Source organism: Bacillus sp. ILBB4 (genome assembly GCF_035064545.1).
In the GTDB taxonomy this organism is placed as follows: Bacteria; Bacillota; Bacilli; order Bacillales; family Bacillaceae_H; genus Priestia.
Genome location: NZ_JAIQVD010000010.1, coordinates 50520 through 71654, shown reverse-complemented (window position 1 = coordinate 71654; position 21135 = coordinate 50520). Strand labels below are relative to the sequence as shown.

The 21135-nt window shown below is 35.3% G+C and carries 22 protein-coding genes and 1 pseudogene; 13 read left to right on the top strand and 10 right to left on the bottom strand.

Features of this window, described 5'->3' with window-relative positions; all coding sequences use genetic code 11:
- The first annotated feature begins 65 nt into the window (after positions 1-65).
- Positions 66-218, top strand: a complete 153-nt coding sequence (locus LAV82_RS26490) for a DUF8096 family protein (protein WP_098240108.1) — start codon at positions 66-68, stop codon at positions 216-218.
- A 99-nt stretch (positions 219-317) separates the two neighbouring features.
- Here LAV82_RS26490 and aspA read toward each other — a convergent pair whose 3' ends face one another.
- Together aspA and LAV82_RS26480 are read right to left on the bottom strand one after the other, a co-directional pair.
- Complete coding sequence (gene aspA / locus LAV82_RS26485) at positions 318-1760, bottom strand: aspartate ammonia-lyase (RefSeq protein ID WP_499717294.1); 1443 nt, start codon at positions 1758-1760, stop codon at positions 318-320.
- A 37-nt stretch (positions 1761-1797) separates the two neighbouring features.
- On the bottom strand, positions 1798-3069 hold the full coding sequence (locus tag LAV82_RS26480; protein ID WP_098598880.1) for a cation:dicarboxylate symporter family transporter: 1272 nt from the start codon (positions 3067-3069) through the stop codon (positions 1798-1800).
- A gap of 1064 nt (positions 3070-4133) precedes the next feature.
- Between LAV82_RS26480 and LAV82_RS26475 the strand changes: the two are divergent.
- The 3 genes and pseudogenes from LAV82_RS26475 to LAV82_RS26465 all read left to right on the top strand — a co-directional run.
- A pseudogene (locus LAV82_RS26475) lies at positions 4134-4352 on the top strand (YolD-like family protein); the annotation flags it as partial.
- 51 nt (positions 4353-4403) lie between these two features.
- Entirely contained in the window at positions 4404-4526 is a 123-nt protein-coding gene (locus LAV82_RS26470) for a hypothetical protein (RefSeq protein ID WP_499717293.1), read from the top strand.
- A 100-nt stretch (positions 4527-4626) separates the two neighbouring features.
- Complete coding sequence (locus LAV82_RS26465) at positions 4627-4803, top strand: DUF8096 family protein (protein WP_499717319.1); 177 nt, start codon at positions 4627-4629, stop codon at positions 4801-4803.
- 467 nt (positions 4804-5270) lie between these two features.
- Here LAV82_RS26465 and pdxS read toward each other — a convergent pair whose 3' ends face one another.
- Complete coding sequence (gene pdxS, locus LAV82_RS26460; RefSeq protein WP_499717292.1) at positions 5271-6158, bottom strand: pyridoxal 5'-phosphate synthase lyase subunit PdxS; 888 nt, start codon at positions 6156-6158, stop codon at positions 5271-5273.
- A 129-nt stretch (positions 6159-6287) separates the two neighbouring features.
- Between pdxS and pdxR the strand changes: the two genes are divergently transcribed.
- Positions 6288-7700, top strand: coding sequence for a MocR-like pyridoxine biosynthesis transcription factor PdxR (pdxR, locus tag LAV82_RS26455; RefSeq protein WP_499717291.1), 1413 nt, complete (start codon positions 6288-6290; stop codon positions 7698-7700).
- Between the two features lie 223 nt (positions 7701-7923).
- Positions 7924-8070, top strand: a complete 147-nt coding sequence (locus LAV82_RS26450) for a hypothetical protein (RefSeq protein ID WP_499717290.1) — start codon at positions 7924-7926, stop codon at positions 8068-8070.
- 148 nt (positions 8071-8218) lie between these two features.
- On the opposite strand, the gene LAV82_RS26445 is transcribed toward LAV82_RS26450, so the two are convergent.
- Complete coding sequence (locus tag LAV82_RS26445; RefSeq protein WP_499717289.1) at positions 8219-8404, bottom strand: hypothetical protein; 186 nt, start codon at positions 8402-8404, stop codon at positions 8219-8221.
- Positions 8405-8811: 407 nt separating this feature from the next.
- Between LAV82_RS26445 and LAV82_RS26440 the strand changes: the two genes are divergently transcribed.
- On the top strand, positions 8812-9252 hold the full coding sequence (locus LAV82_RS26440) for a cell wall hydrolase (protein WP_499717288.1): 441 nt from the start codon (positions 8812-8814) through the stop codon (positions 9250-9252).
- 399 nt (positions 9253-9651) lie between these two features.
- Here the strand turns inward: LAV82_RS26440 and LAV82_RS26435 are convergent, their stop codons facing one another.
- Complete coding sequence (locus LAV82_RS26435) at positions 9652-9834, bottom strand: YolD-like family protein (protein WP_499717287.1); 183 nt, start codon at positions 9832-9834, stop codon at positions 9652-9654.
- Positions 9835-10340: 506 nt separating this feature from the next.
- Here LAV82_RS26435 and LAV82_RS26430 point away from each other — a divergent pair.
- Positions 10341-11570, top strand: a complete 1230-nt coding sequence (locus LAV82_RS26430; RefSeq protein ID WP_499717286.1) for an NAD(P)/FAD-dependent oxidoreductase — start codon at positions 10341-10343, stop codon at positions 11568-11570.
- Positions 11571-11796: 226 nt separating this feature from the next.
- On the opposite strand, the gene LAV82_RS26425 is transcribed toward LAV82_RS26430, so the two are convergent.
- The 3 genes from LAV82_RS26425 to LAV82_RS26415 form a co-directional block, all read right to left on the bottom strand.
- Positions 11797-12876: a lysozyme inhibitor LprI family protein gene (locus LAV82_RS26425; RefSeq protein ID WP_499717285.1), complete on the bottom strand. Its 1080-nt coding sequence runs from the start codon at positions 12874-12876 to the stop codon at positions 11797-11799.
- Positions 12877-13105: 229 nt separating this feature from the next.
- A complete protein-coding gene (locus LAV82_RS26420; protein ID WP_211079259.1) occupies positions 13106-13327 on the bottom strand; it encodes a DUF3006 domain-containing protein in 222 nt (73 codons plus the stop codon).
- 2 nt (positions 13328-13329) lie between these two features.
- Positions 13330-14178 carry a ComEC/Rec2 family competence protein gene (locus LAV82_RS26415; RefSeq protein ID WP_211079260.1) on the bottom strand — a complete coding sequence of 283 codons (849 nt, stop codon included), beginning with the start codon at positions 14176-14178 and terminating at the stop codon, positions 13330-13332.
- 508 nt (positions 14179-14686) lie between these two features.
- On the opposite strand from LAV82_RS26415, the gene LAV82_RS26410 reads away from it, so the two are divergent.
- Both LAV82_RS26410 and LAV82_RS26405 read left to right on the top strand, forming a co-directional pair.
- Positions 14687-15031 (top strand): hypothetical protein, encoded by a 345-nt coding sequence (locus tag LAV82_RS26410; RefSeq protein ID WP_499717284.1) that lies wholly within the window; start codon positions 14687-14689, stop codon positions 15029-15031.
- 153 nt (positions 15032-15184) lie between these two features.
- Complete coding sequence (locus LAV82_RS26405; protein ID WP_097812432.1) at positions 15185-16063, top strand: Rpn family recombination-promoting nuclease/putative transposase; 879 nt, start codon at positions 15185-15187, stop codon at positions 16061-16063.
- Positions 16064-16289: 226 nt separating this feature from the next.
- Here the strand turns inward: LAV82_RS26405 and LAV82_RS26400 are convergent, their stop codons facing one another.
- Both LAV82_RS26400 and LAV82_RS26395 read right to left on the bottom strand, forming a co-directional pair.
- Positions 16290-17084: an SDR family NAD(P)-dependent oxidoreductase gene (locus LAV82_RS26400; protein WP_499717283.1), complete on the bottom strand. Its 795-nt coding sequence runs from the start codon at positions 17082-17084 to the stop codon at positions 16290-16292.
- A 154-nt stretch (positions 17085-17238) separates the two neighbouring features.
- Complete coding sequence (locus LAV82_RS26395) at positions 17239-18081, bottom strand: aldo/keto reductase (RefSeq protein ID WP_499717282.1); 843 nt, start codon at positions 18079-18081, stop codon at positions 17239-17241.
- A gap of 711 nt (positions 18082-18792) precedes the next feature.
- On the opposite strand from LAV82_RS26395, the gene LAV82_RS26390 reads away from it, so the two are divergent.
- The 3 genes from LAV82_RS26390 to LAV82_RS26380 are packed head-to-tail and all read left to right on the top strand — an operon-like array spanning position 18793 to position 20933.
- Entirely contained in the window at positions 18793-19092 is a 300-nt protein-coding gene (locus LAV82_RS26390; protein ID WP_499717281.1) for a hypothetical protein, read from the top strand.
- A 12-nt stretch (positions 19093-19104) separates the two neighbouring features.
- Positions 19105-20238, top strand: a complete 1134-nt coding sequence (locus tag LAV82_RS26385; protein ID WP_499717280.1) for an FtsK/SpoIIIE domain-containing protein — start codon at positions 19105-19107, stop codon at positions 20236-20238.
- Positions 20235-20933 carry a hypothetical protein gene (locus LAV82_RS26380; RefSeq protein ID WP_499717279.1) on the top strand — a complete coding sequence of 233 codons (699 nt, stop codon included), beginning with the start codon at positions 20235-20237 and terminating at the stop codon, positions 20931-20933. Before LAV82_RS26385 ends, LAV82_RS26380 begins: the two co-directional genes overlap by 4 nt.
- The last annotated feature ends 202 nt before the right edge of the window (positions 20934-21135 follow it).

Sequence of the window (21135 nt, the reverse complement as noted above, 5' to 3'; positions counted from 1 at the left end):
AATGTATTAATGTCCTTTTTTGTTGTTCAAACGAGTGCTTTATTGGAAGAAAACAGTAGCAAGAAATAGATCTTGATAAAGTGTATGACTATGTCGAATACCCGGATAAGGTGAGTGGAAGATGCGATCACTGCAATTCATCCTACTTCAAAAGTTCTGTAAAAGGTGGCATTTTTCTACGTGAATGTCGAGAGTGTGGCATGAAGAAAAGCATTTAGGTGGTATTTTTTGATGTGTATACAGAAAATAAGCCACCTAGGGATATCCAAAGTAGGTGGCTTATACGATAAACTTAATATGGAGTACGCTTTTAAAAATTAATTTCTGTCAAAAAGAGAGCTGCCAGATATACCTGGGTTCGTCATTTCATAGGGATTCAAAATTAATTCAAGTTCCTCCTCAGTCAACACGTCATATTGCAAACATAGTTCTCGTACCGACTTTCCATTTAAAATAGCCTCTCTAGCAATTCGTGCTGCTACTTCATATCCGATATGGGGATTTACGGCTGTAATAATCCCTACACTTTTTTCTACATACTCTTTTAAACGTCCCTCATTTGCTTCAATGCCTCTTAGACAATGGTTTGTGAAGACATGGAATGCGTTATTCATAATACTGATTGACTGAAGCAAGTTAAACACAAGAACAGGCTCCATCACATTTAGTTCAAGTTGACCTGCTTCTGATGCCAGACAAATTGTATGATCATTACCTATAACTTGAAAAGCTACTTGATTAATCATTTCAGGCATGACAGGATTGACCTTTCCAGGCATAATGGATGAACCAGGTTGACGAGCTGGTAAAATAAGTTCAGCTAATCCTGCACGAGGGCCAGATGCCATTAATCGGATATCATTCGCAATTTTAGACATATTAATCATGCAAATTTTTAAGCTAGCAGAGACTTCTGTATAAGCATCGGTATTCTGAGTAGCATCAACAAGATGGTCGGCACCTCGTAATGGTAACTCACTAATATGAGCTAGATGTCTCACAACACATTCAATATAACGAGGATCTGCGTTTAAACCTGTTCCTACGGCTGTGGCTCCCATGTTGACTTCATATAAGTGGTCAAATGATTGTTTAATACGTTTCATATCACGCTCTAAAACACGACTATAAGCTTCAAACTCTTGACCAAGTCTGATTGGAACAGCATCTTGTAAGTGAGTACGTCCCATTTTTATAATGTGGTCAAATTGTTGGGCTTTTTCTTGAAATACGGATTGCATCTCGCTCATCGTTTTTAACAGCTTTTCTAATAAATTGAGCGTTGCTATATGAATCGCTGTTGGGAATACATCATTTGTAGATTGCGACATATTCACATGACTATTTGGACTTAATTCCGAATAGGATCCTTTTGGATGACCAAGCAATTCTAAAGCCCGATTTGCAATAACCTCATTTGTATTCATATTTATTGAAGTACCGGCACCACCCTGTATTGGATCAACAATGAAATACTCATCTTTTTTTCCTTCAATAACTTCATCTGCTGCTTTAACAATTACACTTCCTAAACCTTCATATAAGCGTTTAACATCCACATTAGCAAGAGCAGCAGCCTTTTTAACGATTCCTAATGCTTTAATGAGTTCCGGGTGAATTCGGTAACCTGTTATTGGGAAGTTTTCAACTGCACGTAATGTTTGAATCCCATAATAAGCATAAGTAGGAACTTCTTTTGTACCTAGGAAATCTTTTTCAATTCTTACATCTTGTTTTTCAAGTGTTCCTATATTTGTCATAATATTGATCTCCTTCTTTATAAACAAATAAATTATTTTAAGCTACGTCCGATTTTCTAATAGAATCTGTATAATGCTTTGCTTTTTCTTTATCGAATCCGCCTTCCCACTTAGACATCACAATAGCAGCTAATGCGTTACCTACTACGTTGACAGATGTACGAAGCATATCTAAAATGCGATCAATACCAGCAATGAATGCCATACCTTCTAGAGGTAATCCCATTGAACCCAGTGTTGTTAATACAACAACAAATGATGCTCCTGCAACTCCTGCCATTCCCTTAGAAGTCAACATCAACACAAGTAAAAGTGTAATTTGTTCTATGAAAGATAAATGAATGCCATACATTTGTGCAATGAAAAGTGCAGCAATGGCTTGGTAAATTGATGATCCATCAAGGTTAAACGTGTAGCCTGTCGGAATAACAAATGATGTGACAGCTTTCGGACACCCAAAGTTCTCCATTTTAGTCATTAACCTTGGTAATACTGCTTCAGAGCTTGCGGTTGTAAACGCTAAAATTAACTCATCTTTTAAGATTTTTATAAGCACTAAAACATTAGTTCCAGCCATTTTTGCAATAATACCTAATACTACAAAAACAAAGAAAATCATGGTCAGGTATATAACGAGTACTAACTTTCCTAAAGGGATTAATGAACCAATTCCAAACTTCGCCACATTCAAACCAATTAAAGCAAATACACCAAATGGGGCAAATTTCATAACTAAGTTTGTCATCCAAAACATGGATTCCAGTACACCTTCAAAAAAGTTTAAGACTGGTTTGCCTTTTTCTCCAATGGCTGCAACTCCTAGACCAAATAAGACTGAGAAAAAGATAATCGCTAATAAATTCCCTTCAGTCAACGATTGGAATATATTAGTTGGGATAATATGAACGATTTGAGCTGCTACACCTGCACTCTCCGTTGTTTTAGATGTTTCTTCATATTTGGATATATCACCTTTCTCAAGGTTCCCCATATCTATACCGGTACCTGGATGGAATAAATTTGCGGCTAATAAGCCCACTGCTAATGCAATTGTAGTAACAATTTCAAAATAAAGAATGGTTTTTCCACCTAGTCTTCCTAACTTTTTAATATCACCCACACCAGCTATAGATACGATGAGTGCGGATACAACGATAGGAATAACAATCATTTTAATGAGGTGAAGAAAAATATCACCTAAAGGTTGAAGAATGGCCATCACTGTACTATTTCCATAAAAAATAGCACCTATAGCAATCCCGAACGCAAGTCCAATAAATATTTGTGTAGCTAATCCGAATTTCTTCATATTTGTAACCCCTTTCAATTCTCTGTTCATTAATGTAATTATAGAGTGCCTATGCTTAGGCTAGCTTCTATAAAAAAGACAATAATTAAAAATAAGTCTAATGGATGGATAATCTTGAACATAAATGGTAATCATATGATTTGGAATTAGCGCTCCTCTCAGTAAAGCGTTTTCATAATCTTCGTTTTAAAAATACACTTTTTCGGCTCACCTTATATACTTGAGTATATAAGATTGTTTTTAAAGAGTTTTTCCATTATCCTTTTAACCTTTTTGGAGTTCTGTCTTTTGTCTAACATTCATATAAAAATAGTAACAGTCAATTCTATATTTATGCCTCTACAATTGGACAATAGTATCCTAATCTATTATTCCCTCATTTCCTATAAAGAAATATCTTCTCCTTTATCAAGTGTCTAGAGATAAGGCAGCAATAACACTATATATCTCTATAGTTTGTTAAAATGTTTTTCTTTAATTAAAATGATATCGCTTTCAAAAATCTTAACCGTAATAACTGCATATATCTTCTCCGAAAGCTAAAGGAATTTAGGATTTATTCCATTTGTAACTTAATTAACGACCTACAGCATTAAGTTGGAGTATCTTCTTTATCCTCTTCATACTGTAATTTCATTATAATGAACATCCTTTTTTTGTATATAGGTAATGAATGGAATCGAAAAAACTATAATAACGAAAACTATATTTTAAATCTGATGTTCTCTTTTTGCGTACTTCAGTTACATTATATTTATATATAATAGATAAATCAAGAGAATTATTATTCATTCCGCGTACGTTTTATTTAGATAGGTCTCATAGAAGTGAGTGATATTTTAATAATGACGAACTGTTATTTAAATATTAGCTGCCACTCCTTATTAAAGAAGGAAGGGAGAAAAGCACGAAGTCGTCTCTTTGATATTCTTAAAAGGAAAGATACCATGCATCAACATAGAGGAATGAAAAAATGGCGCCCTTTTGCTACAATGCCAGAGCAATACATAGGGTTAAAGGAAATTATAAATAAGCAATCAGAAGTAGCTTAACCTGTTTTAACAGAAGAGCAAATGGAACAGATGAATTTCACCTTAATTGAAGCCTTACATACAAATAAACAAGTGTACCTTACATATTATAAGAGAGGCCAATGCATAACAGCGACAGGATTCATTCAGTTTGTTGATTCTTTAGGGGATTTATTTATTTTCATTGACGACGTATTTGAGTTAAAGAATAAAATGAGATTAAGCGAGCTAATCGATGCTCGCTTGGCTTAGTTCCTAAAAAAATCATGTACAGGAAGCATTTATTTTGGTGGAGGTACATTCATGTACAATTTTAGAGTATACACGTTACGTCACGGTTCGAAGAGAATCATTAAACTAAAAGAAGGAGAATCCTTTAAACAGGAACTCCAAAGAGCCGGTATTCAAGAAGCGCAAATTTTCTAGATGCAACTAGTGGAAAAACCAGAGTGAATTTAACATAACCCTATTATATAGGTGTAATTGCGTTAGTCTAAGAAAAGCCAAATAGAAAAGAGTGATTAACCTGGAAGAAATAAAAGAGCAAGAAATCGATCTTGATAAAGTGTATGACTATGCTGAATTTCCGGATAAGGTGAGTGGCCGATGCGATAATTGCAATTCATCTTACTTCAAAAGTTCGGTAAAAGGTGGCGTTTTCTTGCGTGAATGCCGGGATTGTGGCATGAAGAAAAGTATTTAGGCGGTATTTAGACCATAAATGAAGATAGGACTTGAATGGCAGTTGTTATTATTTGTTATATAATTTTAGTAGGGCTTATCTTTATCTATGGAGGGTGGAAGCGTCCATATGACGAAATTAGTTCGGCTCCTGATATATGGATATTAAAAATCCTCTTTGTTATCATTGAAAAACTATTTAAGATTTCGGCAGAAAAAGTTATGCGTATCTCACTTATAGTTTTCGGGACTGTTTGGCCCCTGTTTTTCTTTTGTGTATTAATTACACATGCATATTAGAAGAATACAATATATTAGATAATGATAAAATCATTAAGGATATAGAAGGAAAAAAGACCATTGCTCATTCTATGCAATGGTCTTTTCAATAACAAAAATTAGTTTTCAGAAATGATCTTTGTATTTCAAGGAAAAAACTGAGTCAGCAAAAAGAATAGCTTTCTGTAAGAGACATTATTTATTTATAAATTACCAGCCTCGTTCTTGCATGCGATTCTCTAGTGAAATCGAAGAAATTTCAATGCCTTTCATCGCATTCCCTAAGCCCTTTGAGAGTTTCGCAATTAACTCATAATCTTGGTAATGGGTTGTTGCTTCTACGATTGAACGAGCAAATTTTTCTGGATTATCCGATTTAAAGATACCTGATCCAACGAACACACCATCTGCTCCTAATTGCATCATTAATGCTGCATCTGCAGGTGTAGCTACACCACCTGCAGCAAAGTTGACAACTGGTAAACGACCTTCACGTTTAATTTGCAGTAATAACTCATAAGGTGCGCCTAATAGTTTAGCTTCTGTCATTAACTCATCTTCGTCCATACCCACAACTTTACGTACTTGCGCATTTACTTTACGCATATGGCGTACTGCTTCTACAATGTTTCCTGTTCCTGGTTCACCTTTTGTGCGAAGCATGGCAGCACCTTCACCAATTCGTCTTGCTGCTTCTCCTAAATCACGGCATCCACAAACAAATGGCACCGTGAATGTGCTTTTGTTAAGGTGAAATTCCTCATCCGCAGGTGTAAGTACTTCACTTTCATCAATATAGTCTACACCCATTGCTTCTAGTACACGTGCTTCTACAATGTGCCCAATTCTCGCTTTTGCCATAACCGGAATAGATACAGCATTCATTACTTCCTCTACAATTGTCGGATCTGCCATACGAGACACGCCACCTGCTGCTCGAATATCAGCTGGAACGCGTTCTAATGCCATAACAGCAACAGCACCTGCTGCTTCTGCAATTTTTGCTTGCTCTGCATTGATAACGTCCATGATAACGCCACCTTTTTGCATTTCTGCCATTCCTCGTTTTACACGATCAGTACCTAATGATTTCTTCATTTCATACACTCCATTTCACTAACTCTTGTATTTTACGAATATATGAAATAGTATAAAAAGTAATTGACTTTATTGGAAGTGCCAGTTTTTCAAAAAACAATAGGTCCAGTTACAGGGAGGTTGTTAGAAGTGGAAATGTTATCATGTCAATTAAATAGACTAAATGGTATACCATTATATGAACAATTATATTCGCATATAAAAAAAGAAATCATAGAAGGACGCCTTTCTTACGGAACAAAATTACCGTCCAAACGGAAGCTATCTAGTTTTCTAAAAATAGGTCGGAATACTGTTGAGACAGCTTATGAGCAACTGGCTGCAGAAGGATATGTAGAGGCATCTCCCCGTAAAGGATACTTTGTTATGGCCTATGACGACTTAGAATATATACAAGTAAACCACCATTTGCGAGAGAATATTGAAATAACTAAGAAAGACATAAAATACAACTTTCATCCAAGCTCCATTGATACTGAGAATTTCCCTTTTTCCATTTGGCGTAAGTATGCCAAAGACACAATTCACAAGGATAATCAGTCCTTATTATTACTTGGAGACTCACAAGGAGAAATAGAATTACGGGAGGAAATTGCTCATTATTTGTACCACGCTAGAGGAGTACAATGTTCACCTAATCAAATTATTGTTGGGGCCGGGATTGAAAACTTATTACACCAACTCTTGCTCCTTTTTAACAAAGAAACGATTTATGGTGTAGAGGACCCAGGTTACCATTTAATTTTAAAGATGCTCAAGATTTTTCAAAATGAAGTTTATCCTCTTGGAGTAGATGAAGAGGGTGTAAAAGTAGAAGATGTTTATCGAAAAAATATTAATGTCGTTTATCTAGCCCCTTCCCACCACTTTCCGTATGGCACTGTGTTATCAATAAATCGACGGACTAAGCTATTAAAATGGGCTGCAGAAGATAAGAACCGTTATATAATAGAAGATGATTATGATAGTGAATTTCGTTATAGTGGAAAATCCATTCCCGCCTTGCAGAGCATGGATCTTGGCGAAAAAGTAATTTATTTGGGCGCTTTTTCAAAATCTCTAATGCCATCTATTAGGATTAGCTATATGGTGCTACCAAGGCCTCTTCTACGACAATATAAAGAAAAACCATCTTTCTATAACTCCTCTTCTGTCTCAAGAATTGACCAACATATTTTAGCTCAATTTTTAAAAGAAGGTGATTTTGAGAGACATTTAAACAGAATGCGAAAGGTTTACCGTCGTAAGCTTGAAAGAGTATTAGAATTATTAAAACCATATCAAGATAAGCTCTCTATTATTGGTGGGCATTCTGGCCTTCATATCGTTCTTATGGTTAATAATGGGATGGACGAAAAAGAATTGGTTCGAAGAGCAGGTGATGAAGCTATAAAGGTATATCCATTATCTACTTACTCATTTGAAAAAGAACAAGAAAAACCTCCTAATATTGTTTTTGGTTTTGCTGGAATTCCTGAAGGTGAGTTAGAAGATGCTGTTCAATTATTGTTAAAATGCTGGGGATTTAATATTAGTTCATAAAATAAATATAAGTTATTCGTATTTAGTATTATTTTAAATATTAGTAAAATGATATAAAATTTCCAAAAAGGCGAAAAAGCTCTTTTAAGATACTGAGTCTTCGTATTGCTTAACCATCTTACATACATACGATAGTGACATGCCGATTCGCTCCATTGGCATTTCATTATCAAATACCAGCATTCAGGTATAGGTGGCCATAAATCCTAAGAAGGATAAAGATATGGAACATACAGGAATGAAAAAATGGTGCCCTTTTGCTACAATGCCAGAGCAATACATAAGATTAAAGGAAATGATAAATAAGCAAGCAGAACTAGCTCAACCTGTTTTAACAGAAGCGCAAATGGTCGAAAAAGGTTATTTATAATTTCTCAACATTAAGAAAAAGCATTCCTCAAAAAGGAATGCTTTTTCTGTTGATAAAATTTTAATTTTATCAACAGAGATAACAACGAAAATGGCTGCTCCTTTACCATTCTTTTTAATATACTCTTTGCGTCTAGACCATTTATTCTTTATCCACTAACCCTTTCTTTTAAAAAGCCTAGAAATCCATTTTGAACTTTGACTATATGATCACCTAACCAAATATTATTGACCCTGAAGTAATAACAATTCCTATCTTTTCTTAAAAACTTACTAACACTATAACCCTCTTTAATTAAATAGGCCTGAATTTCTTCTTTATGATCATTAAACATGACATTCCCTCCTATTCAAAATGATTAAAACTTTCTTTTAACTAATTCCCATTTTATTCAAGAAGAAAACGGTATTCCTTATTATTCAAATATGTTAGGGCTATCTACGCTATGTAAGCTTTGTAAAAAGAACAAACGCTTGGGACAACTCCTGGTAGCTAAAAGCCTAGAACATCTTACCCCACTGTAGTAAGGGGTTCTTTTTTATTTTTCGAGTGGACAGGTAAGCTTACTACGGTAGCCACTTAGTATCAAAAGAATAACTACTTCGTTTGGTAATCAGTATCTAGTTATTTAATGGGAATGCTTAAATATGCGCGATAATATATAAAAACTAAGCATTGCTATCTTATAAACAATGACATCAATATAGGCTTTTTTCCATACTATATTTTTGGGGTGAGTAAATGGCAAGAGTAAGTTACCGAAATGCAGATATAAACTTAATGGCAAGGATGATGCGAGCAGAAGCTGAAGGTGAAGGAAGACTAGGGATGTTATATGTCGGAAATGTAATTGTTAATCGTCTTGCAGCAAATTGTATAGACTTTAAAAATTTAAGAACTGTTTCACAAGTCATTTATCAAGTACAGGGGGGGAACTTTTCGTTTGAAGCTGTTCAAAAAGGCAATGTTTTTTATCAAAGAGCGAGAGGTGTTGAAAAAAGATTAGCAAAGCAGAATTTGGATTATTGGAGACAACACCCAGCGAAATTTGCTCTTTGGTATTTTAATCCACATGCTCCGTGCCCTCCAACATGGTACGATCAACCTGCATCTGGTCAATTTAAAAATCATTGTTATTATGAACCAAAACCTGATACATGTGCTAGTGTTTATAGAGGTTAGATTATTGAGGAGTTATGATTAATTCTGGAGTAGTATGGGGGAGCTGCGAATACAACATTTTAGTCGTAAGTGCTGGTAGCTAGCGCTATTTATTCAATGCAACTCCTATAGATCATGTGACAGTAGTCCGTTTAAAAAAACTTTCTCCCCACTGTAGCCTATTTCTTTAATCTTTATTTTGATGAATTTTTATCTAGCGAAATAACAAGGGAACTTCCTGGTTAGTAGGTGTTCCCTTGTTTCGCATAATAAGTTAATCAAATGAAACAAGAAATAGTACTAATAAGGGAAATAAATCATAAAAAAGAGGAAGAGAGTTCTCTTCCTCTTTTTTATAGCGTTATCATTAACATTCCCTGTAATAAGCATATTAAATAATGTAACTACATGATGATAGACTTAATGAATTTCAGTAATACCTGATAAACGAATAGAGAATATATTGTGTTGTTCATCCTCTAGAGAAAGAGTTTGATCATGAAGATTAAGACCATTTACACGTCCCTTACATGTTTGTAAAAAAGCGTTTTGATAATAGTTAATGGTAATGACACCTTTCTTTCTTAATGCTTTCAATATCACGATCGGTTCTCCTTTCTTCCTAATAACTAATGTAGGAATTTGTTATTCAAATAAGTAATTATCATGCAGAATTTGTGAGAAAATCATACAAGTTAAAAGTTATATTGTTTTATATTATTTAGTATACAACACCCCTGATGGAAGCGCTTACATTTTATTGTTTAAACTTTGTGAACTTTCAACAGGAAGGAAGCTCAAAGAATAAAAGAGGAAAAGGAATATATGTCTAGAATCTATATCTATGTTTCAATCCATCTATTGTACCTTCTTGTAAATGAGCTTTTATTTAATGCTTAAAATATCATTCCGATTTTTAGCGCAAATTCTTTTTGATTGTTTAACAGGTGGAAATTCCCTGTACTTAATTCGTTTTAACTTCCTTACTTTATGTATGTAGCATCCCCTTATCAATTTACCTCATTGCTTTAACTCGTAAGAGCATTAGTTTTGGAATCCTTCTAATGGATACGCAAATTAATAATTGTACTTGGAAACGGAGCGATACGATGAATAAGACGTATGATGTCATCATTACCGGTGCTAGAGTTGCCGGCTCTACCCTTGCTATTTATCTTGGGAAGGCAGGTTTCCATGTGTTGTTAGTAGACCAAGCGACCTTTCCAAAGGACACATTATCAACCCATACTTTTTTCAATAATACTGTCGCTCTTCTTCGAGAAATCGGTGTCATGGACAAATTATTGGAAACAAACGCCCCACCGGTACAGGATATTAAATTTCAATTTGAAGATACCGCGATAGAAGGACTCATCCCAAAGGTTGACGGAGAAGAAAGTTGTTACTGCATTAGAAGAACTTATCTCGATCAGATCCTACTTGAACAAGCCAAATCACAAATGAATGTAACCGTTCTAGAAAGGTTTCGTGTGACGGATGTTATTCATGCTGACGATACAGTAGTAGGGGTGGAGGGTCTAGATGGCAATAACGAGAAACAAGAATTTTTAGCTCGCCTGGTAGTCGGGGCAGACGGCCGATCCTCAATTATTCGCAAGCTGGTAAAAAGTGAACTCAAAATAAGCGTTTCGGCTAAAGTCGGCATCTATTTCGGGTACTTCTCTGAATTTCGCCATGACAATGTCCCTAAATTTGAAGTATACAAGATAAAAGATAACACAGCCATTCTCTTTCCAACGAATGATAATTTATATGTTATCGCCGGCATTTTCCCGTTAGAAAATAAGGAATTGATAGGACGATTGAAATTAAATCCGGAAAGCTGTCTACGCAATTTCTTAACAGATAACTTTCCGAACACAACAATAGGGACGCGTTTAAAAAATGCGAAATTAGTAGAACCGGTTAAAGGCATTCTCAGATATGATAATTACTGGTATAAAGGAATGGGAAAAGGGTGGGCGTTGGTTGGAGATGCAGTTTGTTTTAAAGATCCTGGCATGGCACAAGGTATCCATGATGCTATATGTGGAGCACGTATATTATCCAATATTCTCTCAAAATATAAGGGACAATCCAATCAATCAAATCAAATGTCTGAAGAATATCAAAAGGCAATAGAAGACGAGTTTATGGTTCGGTTTCACATGGGATGTCAAATTTCGCAGAATGAACGCATCTCTGAACAACAGAATGCTGTCTATAAGCTAATCAGTTCCCATCCAGAGGCTATAGAGAAGTTTTTAGGGATTTATAATTACTCAAACGAGCCCGATGCTTTAGAAAAAGAACTCACACGAATTATGCAGTCAATCTAGTAATAATTTTGAAATTGACCTAAGAGTTTTCAAGAATTAGCAATGAGGGGGAAGGTAAACAGAGGGTAGGAAGGGATATATCAAAAACAAAGATTTTATTCTGTTACGATTAGTACATTTTATCTAAAACATACTCAATATAAAAAGCCACTTGTTTCATACAAGTGGCTCTTTGTTACGTTGAATACATTAAATCATTCCTACATGTAAATATAGTACTTTCTCATTATTTCATATAATAAGTAACTAGCTCGTAGCAACGTTCTCTAGTCATCTCGTGTAAAATACGAGCTTCTTCAGCATAGGCTAAAGTTCCTCCTCCAGCTTCTTTCAACTCTTTTTGAGAAGCAGCATCTCTATCTTTAATCCATTGACGTTGTTTGATTTTTAGATCATTCATTTCTGATGCAGTTAATTGTTTTTTTAATTCACCATAGATATCGTTCAACACCTGATCCCACATTTGATAATTGGCTCCAGAAGCTTGTCTTCTGTCACCATCAATCTGATCATTAACTGGCTGTACTTCACTAGCTCTAGTTTGCTCTAGTAAATCTAAATAATAAGCTTTTTTGCTATTAGTTATAGTTGTACCTGAACTATTTGTTGATGGAGTGCTTGTAGTTGGCCCAGTCTTTGAAACAGTAGTAATTGGCCCATTTTTAGCTATATCAGTTAAGTATAATTGATTATTGATAAGCACTGCTGTGTACATCCAATTGTATTTATTTGTTTTTTGAGATCCATCTGGTTGTATAACAGATACAGTCTCTAGAGTTTGTATTTTATAAAGAGGCCCATCCGAAGAGTTACCTGCTTTCGTAAAATTCACTACAGAATAATCTACCCAGTTCTCTTTAATACCCTTCTTATATAAGTTGCTTACCAATGATTGTTGGTCATTATATAATGAACCTCTTAAAACATGTGAAACGTTACTGAACTGTCCAGTATTAATTGCAGTGGTTAGTCCATTTATGTAGTCAGCCATTACTAGAGCTGCCGTATCTTTAGTAACAAAATCGTCATTTGAGACTGTATTTGAATTAGTTGCGTTTTGCTGATTACTATTTTTGTGAACAGCACTCGCGTGATCGCTACCTTTTATAGTTGAAGATTCCCCAGTATTGTTTTCTTTAGCATTATTACTATCTTGATTTGTTTTAGTAGCACTATTATCACTGGTCTCCTGCCTACTAACCTCTCCAGTTTTTACTGGTTTTGAATCGACTTTTTCTTCTTGTTGACAGCCAGAAACCAGTAAAGAAGTTATTGTTATTAATAAAAAAACACCTTTTTTATACATAGTTGTTCCCCCTCTAAAAGTTGTTAATTTTATGTGTATTTTACCAATAATAAAAGATGGTATAACAATGTTTTATTCCTTAATAAGGATATTATTTAATAGTGACATATTATAAATTTTTCGAAACAGTTTATTAATAATTAACTCGTAAAAAACAGTCTCAAAGTAAGAGACTGTCATCTTATTCCTTATGTTAGAGCAAGAATACTTCATGAATAGGAACTAGTTTTTAATCTTCCCACAGCTCATTCATCAAGTCTTCAATTTCTTCTTCTCTTTTCTTAGTTTCTTGCCTATCAACCGTTACTTTATTTCCTGTAATGTAAACAACATCTCCAACCTGTGCATCCTCAGGGAAGATATCTTTTGGATAATCTTTTGTTATGCCTTCAATTTCAACAACCGCAAATCCCTCTTCAAATCGATCAATAATTCCTTTTATCTTTTTCATAATTACCTCGATTTTTTAACAGAATAAGTTGTTCCATCGCCAGTGATAATAATCGTACCACTTTGGTCTGTTCGCAGAATACTTGCTTTCGAATTTTTTAATAAGTTCACAACCTGTGAAGTAGGGTGTCCATAACTATTTTTACCCACGCTAATGACTGCATACTTAGGCTTTACAACATCTAAGAAGTTTTTACTTGTAGACGTTTTAGCTCCATGATGGCCTACTTTAAGTACATCTGCACGCAATGTTTTCTTCGCCTTAATCATGTCTGCTTCTGCTTTTGTTTCAGCATCACCTGTAAATAAAAATGTATTCTTCTTATAAGCCATGTGTATAACAGCACTCCAGTCATTTAAATCACTGTTGGCATATGTTTTAGTAGGCCCTACAATTTGAGCATTTACATCTTTAACAGGGAGTTTTACGCCTGCTTGTGCTGTTTTAATCGTTAATTTTTTCTTCTTAACTGCATTTAAAAAGTCTTTATAAGCTTGCGTGTTATTACTTACTTTCGGTGCATAAACATTTTCTACTTTAAAAGCATTAATGACTTCATCTAACCCACCAATGTGATCAGCGTCAGGATGAGTAGAGATCAATACTTCAATATCATCGACCTTTTGTTTTTTTAAATAACTTACAACGGCATTTCCTTTGCCTTTGTTTCCCCCATCAATTACAATGTCCTCACCATTAGGAGCCTTAATATAGATACTATCTCCTTGACCAACATCAATGTAGTGTACTTTCATGGTTTTAGGTGTTGCTGCGTAAGATGAAGCTGGAGCTACAGTGATCCCTATTCCTATGGCTAGAGAAGAGACAACCTTAATAAGACGACTTTTCATTGTTTTATCCCCTTTTATAAATATACTTTCATTTGTATTGTTCATTTATAGCAAAATTAATTTTACTACACGAAACCATACTTTAATATAAAATAAATTGAATATTTTTACTTATAAAAGTGTAAAAAGTCATGTTATATATAAGAATTAGTAGTAAAATGGAGGTAAATAGTAATGAAATGTACTGTTTTAGGAATTTTAGTAGATTGACATTTTAAAATGACCTTATCTTTTTATCTATAAGATACAGAAACATTAGTTTCAAACAGTCATTCTTAGCTTTTTTTTATATTGAGACCGAAACTCAAAACAAAGAGTTGTTTGCCTTTCTCAAATGATTGCACTAATAGGTGATAAGGAATCAACGATGGTCAAATAGAGATGGGTAGTGGTGATGAAAAAGTACCAAGAAACGCATCTATGCCTTCGATGTATACCTAGGCAGGCACAGTAGACCGTAGGATATAATTTAACTTATTTTAAAAGTCCTATAAAAGGAGGAATGCAAATGGAAAAAGAGCTCATGTTTAAGTCTTATATGTTACTGTTTGAAATTGAAATAGCACTAGTAAACATCATCGAACACGAGATGATCACACAATATGGACGATTATGGCGACAACTTTTTTTTGTTAAGTGTGGAACTGACCTATATGACAATCTCCCACTACTATTCAGATTGAACCCCCTTCAAACTATCTTCACTGATCATGAATTACATGACTTATGTATATTAGCAGATATTAAAAATGCTCTAGCAACGCTTTTGCCCATTTCTCAAGATGATGTTGATCACCTTATTAATGTCTTGCAGCACTTAAACAAAAAGAAAACCCTCTTATTATTTATCTAATTATATTCAATAATGGGTTATTAAGAAAATCTTGTACCTAACAGGAATAACAAGTTTTTTAATGTGAGCGTATCGAATTAGAACGTGTGATATAGGAAGAAGAAATCTAGTCGTGATATACTAATAACAAACATAACCAGGACGGAGGGCATTATGACGAAACGATTAGATTTGCGTGTCGACTTTGCGTTTAAATCGTTATTTGGCACCCATGGAAATGAATCCATTTTAGCTGCCTTCTTAAATGCGGCACTTCGCTTTCCAGATGAGAAGAAAATTCAAACGGTTCAGTTGTTAGATCCGCATTTTAATAAAGAAAACCAAGAAGATAAACGTTCAATTTTAGATGTACACGCGCAGTTAGAAGATGGAAGCCGCGTTAATATTGAAATTCAACTTAATAATAAGCATGATATGGAAAAGCGAACACTCTATTATTGGTCCAAAATGTATAGTAGTCAAATGAAGGAAGGCATGGATTACGGAGAGCTTTGTAAAACTATTACGATTAACATTGTGAACTTCCGTTATTTATCACATATGCATGATTATCACTCCACCTTTCAGTTATATGAGCGCGAACAGAAATTACTTTTAACCGATATGTTGGAGATTCATTTTATGGAGCTACCTAAGTTATTAATTAAATGGCGTAACAGAGAGGTAGATCCACGAGAAGATCAACTTGTGCGATGGTTATTATTACTTGAAGCATCCGAAGATGAAGAAATTACTCAAGTATTGGAGGAGATTGCGATGCAAGAAGATCAAATATTAAAGAAAGCAATGGATGAATGGGAACGTGTGAGTCAAGATCCAGAAGTATTACTTGCTTATGAAGCAAGACGAAAAGCTCTTTTGGATGAAAAATCTGCTTTGAAAAGAGCAGAAAAACTGGGTGAAGAGCGAGGAGAAAAAAAGGGGATTCAGAAGGTTGCTTTAGGCATGATCCAAGAAGGTATAGACAGTAAAATGATAAGTAAACTGACAGGTCTTACAATAGAAGAAGTGGATAAACTTCGTTATCAATAAAAAAGAGCCGTATCATACGATACGGCTCTTTTTTATTATAGATTAGGCCCTTGTTTTTCGTTACTCAGATAAAATAACAAACCTCTTGTTCTGCAAGGAAGTTTGTTATTTTTAATATTTAATTCATCTAATTGAATTTTTGCTACTTATTGCTTTGTTCTATGGTCTTATATTATGAGGCAAACATCTAATGAATATGAATACTTCATCTTTAGCTATAAAATGCTTAAAATACGCTACGTACTAGTCCTCCATCTATCCGCAGTGCTGAACCATTAATAGCTGATGAAAGTGGACTACTTAAGAAAGTAACAAGGTTTGCAATTTCTTCTGGACGGATAAACCTTTGAATAATAGAGGTGGGGCGATTTTCTTTCATAAATCGCGTTTCAGCTTCTTTTAGAGTTAATTGTTCATTTGGATAAAGACTATTTAGCATCGTTTCTACTCCTTCAGTTAGAGTTGAACCAGGCATAACGGTATTAACTGTCACATTTGTGCCTGTGCATAATTCAGCTAAACTACGAGAAAGAGACAATTGCATGGTTTTAGTTGCACTGTAATGAGCCATTTCTTGAGAAGGCATGATAGCTGCCTCACTTGCAATGAAGATTACTCTTCCTTCTTCTTTTTGAATCATTTTCTTGAGGTAAGAACGTGTTAATCGAACGCCACTCATAATGTTGACTTCAAATAACCGAAACCAATCTTCATCTGGTATATCAAAGTATTCAACAGGTTCAAAAATACCAAGATTATTAACGAGAATATCTACTTCTGGATACTGTTCCATTAGCTGTTGACAACCTTGCTCTGTTCCTAAATCATGTACAGCAGGATGAAGAATGGCTTGAGGATACTGAGTTTGAATATCTTTAATGGTTTCATGGACTTTCTCCTCTCGTCGTCCATTAATAAGAACCGTAGCTCCCTCTGCTGCTAAGGACAGAGCGATAGCCTTACCTATACCGGCTGTCGATCCCGTAACTAGAGCTGTTTTTCCTTTTAAATTTAATTCCATATCAGGTCACTCCTATTTTTATATAAAAACTATATTTTTGGTTAATAGAACTAATAAAATAAATACAATCTGTCATTAGTTTGGATAAACCTTCGAATTTTAAACAAAGAAGGAGATAGACAACTACCAGTGTGTCTATCTCCTCTCCCCTTCATTAAAAATCAAAGTTGTCAGGATCTGGACCTACACGATGATTTTGATTCAATTCATCAATACGTTCTATTTCTTCTTTAGTTAATTCAAAATCAAAGATTGAAGCATTTTCTACTATACGGTGTTCTTTTGTTGATTTTGGAATGGTAATAATACCATTCTGTACATCCCAACGTAGAATGACCTGGGCTACAGATTTATTATGCTTATTTGCAATCTCTGTTAAAACCTCATTATTTAATAATTCTCCTTGCATTAGTGGAGACCATGCTTCAAGTTGGATATGATGTTTCTCACAGAATGCTTGAAGTTCTTTTTGTGTTAAACGTGGATGATATTCTACCTGATTAATTACAGGCTTGATTTTTGCATCCTCCATTAAATCTTTAAGGTGATGAACTTGGAAATTACTTACCCCAATCGCTTTAACCTTACCCTCTTTATAAAGGGTTTCTAAAGCTCTCCATGCTTCTTTGTATTTTCCTTCAACTGGCCAGTGGATGAGGTAAAGATCCAAATAGTCTAATCCAAGTTTTTTTAGGCTTGTTTCGTAAGCTGCAATTGTTGCGTCATATCCTAAGTCTGCATTCCATACTTTTGATGTGACAAATACGTTCTCTCGTGAGATACCAGCTTCTTTTAGACCTTCACGAATCCCTCGGCCTACACCTTCTTCGTTACCATAAATAGCTGCTGTATCAATACTACGATACCCATGTTTAATGGCTATTTTAACTGCATTTAATAATTCAGGACCTTCTTCTACTTTAAATACACCAAGGCCAAAGCCGGGCATCTTTACTCCATTGTGTAAAGTGACTGTATCCTGTAAATTTTTCATCATAACAATATTACCTCCTGCTTACTATCAATTAATTTTATTTGTATTTGTATCATTTCTTTTTTGAATTAAGGTTGGAATCATCGCAAAGACATAATATAAATGTGCTATCATCAATTAGTTTATCTGACAAAAGTTATTATCCAATATAAAAACAGGAAAAAAAAGTACGCACTTTCAAGTAATATAGGTACCAAAAAGTAATAATAGTAAAAAAGGACGGCCTCTTTTAACGGTTACATTCAAGGAATGGGAACATTAACTTTGCCTTATGCTACACGGACAAAGTTTGATGTTCTTAAAATGCTCATCCAGGATCAGTCATTTATATTTTGAAAATAAGTAATCTACTACATCACTTCTTAAAAAAGGCATTATTGGGACAAACTCCAGCATATAAAAACCAAGTACATCTTACATAACTACCCACTAATCCCCTACTGCAGTAAGGGTTCTTTTTTATTTTTTGACTGGACAGGCAAGCTTACCGCACTAGCTACATAGTATCTAAAGAATTATGACTTCATTACTTAATCAGTATCTAGTTCAGTATCGCTACCGCGTTAATACAAGCTGTATAACCCTGTTGAAGCCATTTGTGGAACCTGTAAGGGAGCTGAGCCGAAGAGGCGAAGGGGGCGACCGGATGCCGAGAGCTGAAAAAACAGGTACGTAAAAAGCAAAAAAATTAAAAGAGTGAAAGAAGGTATCAACATGAGAAAAACTCATTATAGTACTTTTCGAAAATTCTTCCATAAACCATCCTTTAAACCTTCAACAAAACCTCGTCCCTTCAAGGCTTATTCCTTTGTTCCGTTTAGTCCACTCGCCATGCTTGACCCCACTATTTTGACCATAGGAGGTATTATCTTAGGAATTGCCATCATCGAACGAATATTAGAGAGGTGGGATGTCATTGACCTTGTTGATCAGTTCGCAAAGGTAATGCGCTTTATCCTGCCTGTCACCTTCTATAGCGCCTTGATTTACTTTTTTGCGACTTTTATGTTTTGAGGAGGAATGTTTATGTTTGAGAAACTAAAACTGCGTGGTCAATTAATTAAAGCGTTTCGTACCGCAGAGATTTATCGGGTAGTTAAACGAGGAGATCGCACCTCTTATCTGTTTCCAAAAATTCATCAAATAGATAACCACCATACGTACACTCGGTATGCTTTTTCCTTATTGAATGGCATTGACCCTGAGCTGTTAAACAAAAAGAGATGGGCCTTACGGCAAGTATTAGGCAGCAACATCGAAATAAACGGAAGCTTAAAGAACTTTAGTATTACTGTTCATCATAAAAGCTTACCGAAGATGCTTAACTATAAATATGATTCGATTCGTTCTCATATGGAAAAAATGGAGCTCCCCGTATGCATTGGTCAAGATATTTATGGAAGCCCCGTATCATGGGATTTTGCGGATTTGGAAACCTTATTAATATCGGGCGAAATTGGAGCCGGAAAGAGTAGCCTCATGCGTGTCATCCTCACCACATGGGTGAAATATACCTCTCCTGAAGATTTGCGCTTAGTGTTGGTGGATCTCAAACGGGCTGATTTAGGACTTTTTCATGGAATTGAGCATGTCGATGCGCTTTGTTTTGAAGCCAAAGACATGCGAAAACCGTTTGCCTTGTTACGAGCTGAAATGTATCGAAGGGGTGATTTACTCTTAGAACATGGTGTGACTCATATCAGCAGGCTTCCGTTTAAGCTGCCTCGGATTGTCGTGGTTGTAGATGAGATGAGCATCATCAAGCGAGAAACGGATCTCGTAGAGATGATTCAACAGTTCGCAAGCCAAGGTCGTGCGTTAGGTGTTCATACGATAATTGCGATGCAGCGCCCAGATGCGGATTTATTAAACTCAGCATTAAAGGCCAACTTACGGGTACGGATCTCTGGTAGGCAAGCTGATGCAACCAATGCCAAGGTTGCCGGAGTGATTGGGGCAGAAGAAATCGATGCAGCTGCCAGGGGACGTATGAAAATTAAAATTGATGACGTGAAAGAGTTTCAAGCCTTTTTCTTAGATGAAGAAGCTTGTAAGGAACTACTTTCTCCTTATAAAACACGTGTGAAAGATCCTGAGCCGCAACTCGATGTCATGTCACAGTCTATCTTTGGATTATTAGAGAAGGAGGAACAGCGATGAGCTTTCGGTTATCTCAGCGTGATAAAGACATCATCGGATTTATCAATCAGTTTCGGGCTATAGATCGAGACTCGTTGGTTGAATTGTTCTTTAAACAGCTAAAATCGCCTGTCACTGCGTGTAATAGTGTCATGGTACGTTTATATCGATTAGGGCTGGTGGAACGCACACAACAGTATTCTCCGACCGTCTATTTGCCCGTGGATGCGAAGATCAAAAAAAACTCTCAAAAAATATTACATTTCCTTTCTATCTTGGATGTCTATAAGCAAATGTGTTCCTATAGTACGCCTAAACAGGTTATTGTCGAAGATAAGCCCACTGGACGAAAAGGAGGCATTGAACCAGATCTTTTTTGTATTTTTAAAAGATCTCCATTTTGGATTGAAATTCAGAGAAATCAGTATTCAGAGCAGAAAATGCAGGCTAAGATCAATCTCTATGAAGAGTTTTTCTTTTCAGATGAATGGAAGGCTTTGCATTGGCAGCCAGAGGATCGAGCAGCGATATTCCCTTCTGTCATTTTAATTACACCTGTTCGTTATGCGGTATCTTCAGACCATATCCGTATTATACAGATAGCAAGTATTCATGAATTGATGGAGAAATACAAAGGTTCAGCTAAACAGCAAAGAGATGGAAGATCAAAAGTATCATCATCCTCCTCAAATGGAATCAAAATTAACTTAACATAGGATCCTAAGAAAATATGTTTTCTGATAAAAAAGAAAGCTACCCCATCGTTGCAGGACAGGTAGCTTTTAAGGGAATTCCTAAACTGATTTATAAAAAGTCTGAATAATTTTACAATAAATCAAGAAACAAATCAATGTAAGATGACCTTGAGCATACATATGTAACGTGCACTTTTTATACATCCTCCGCCCACTTGGGTAT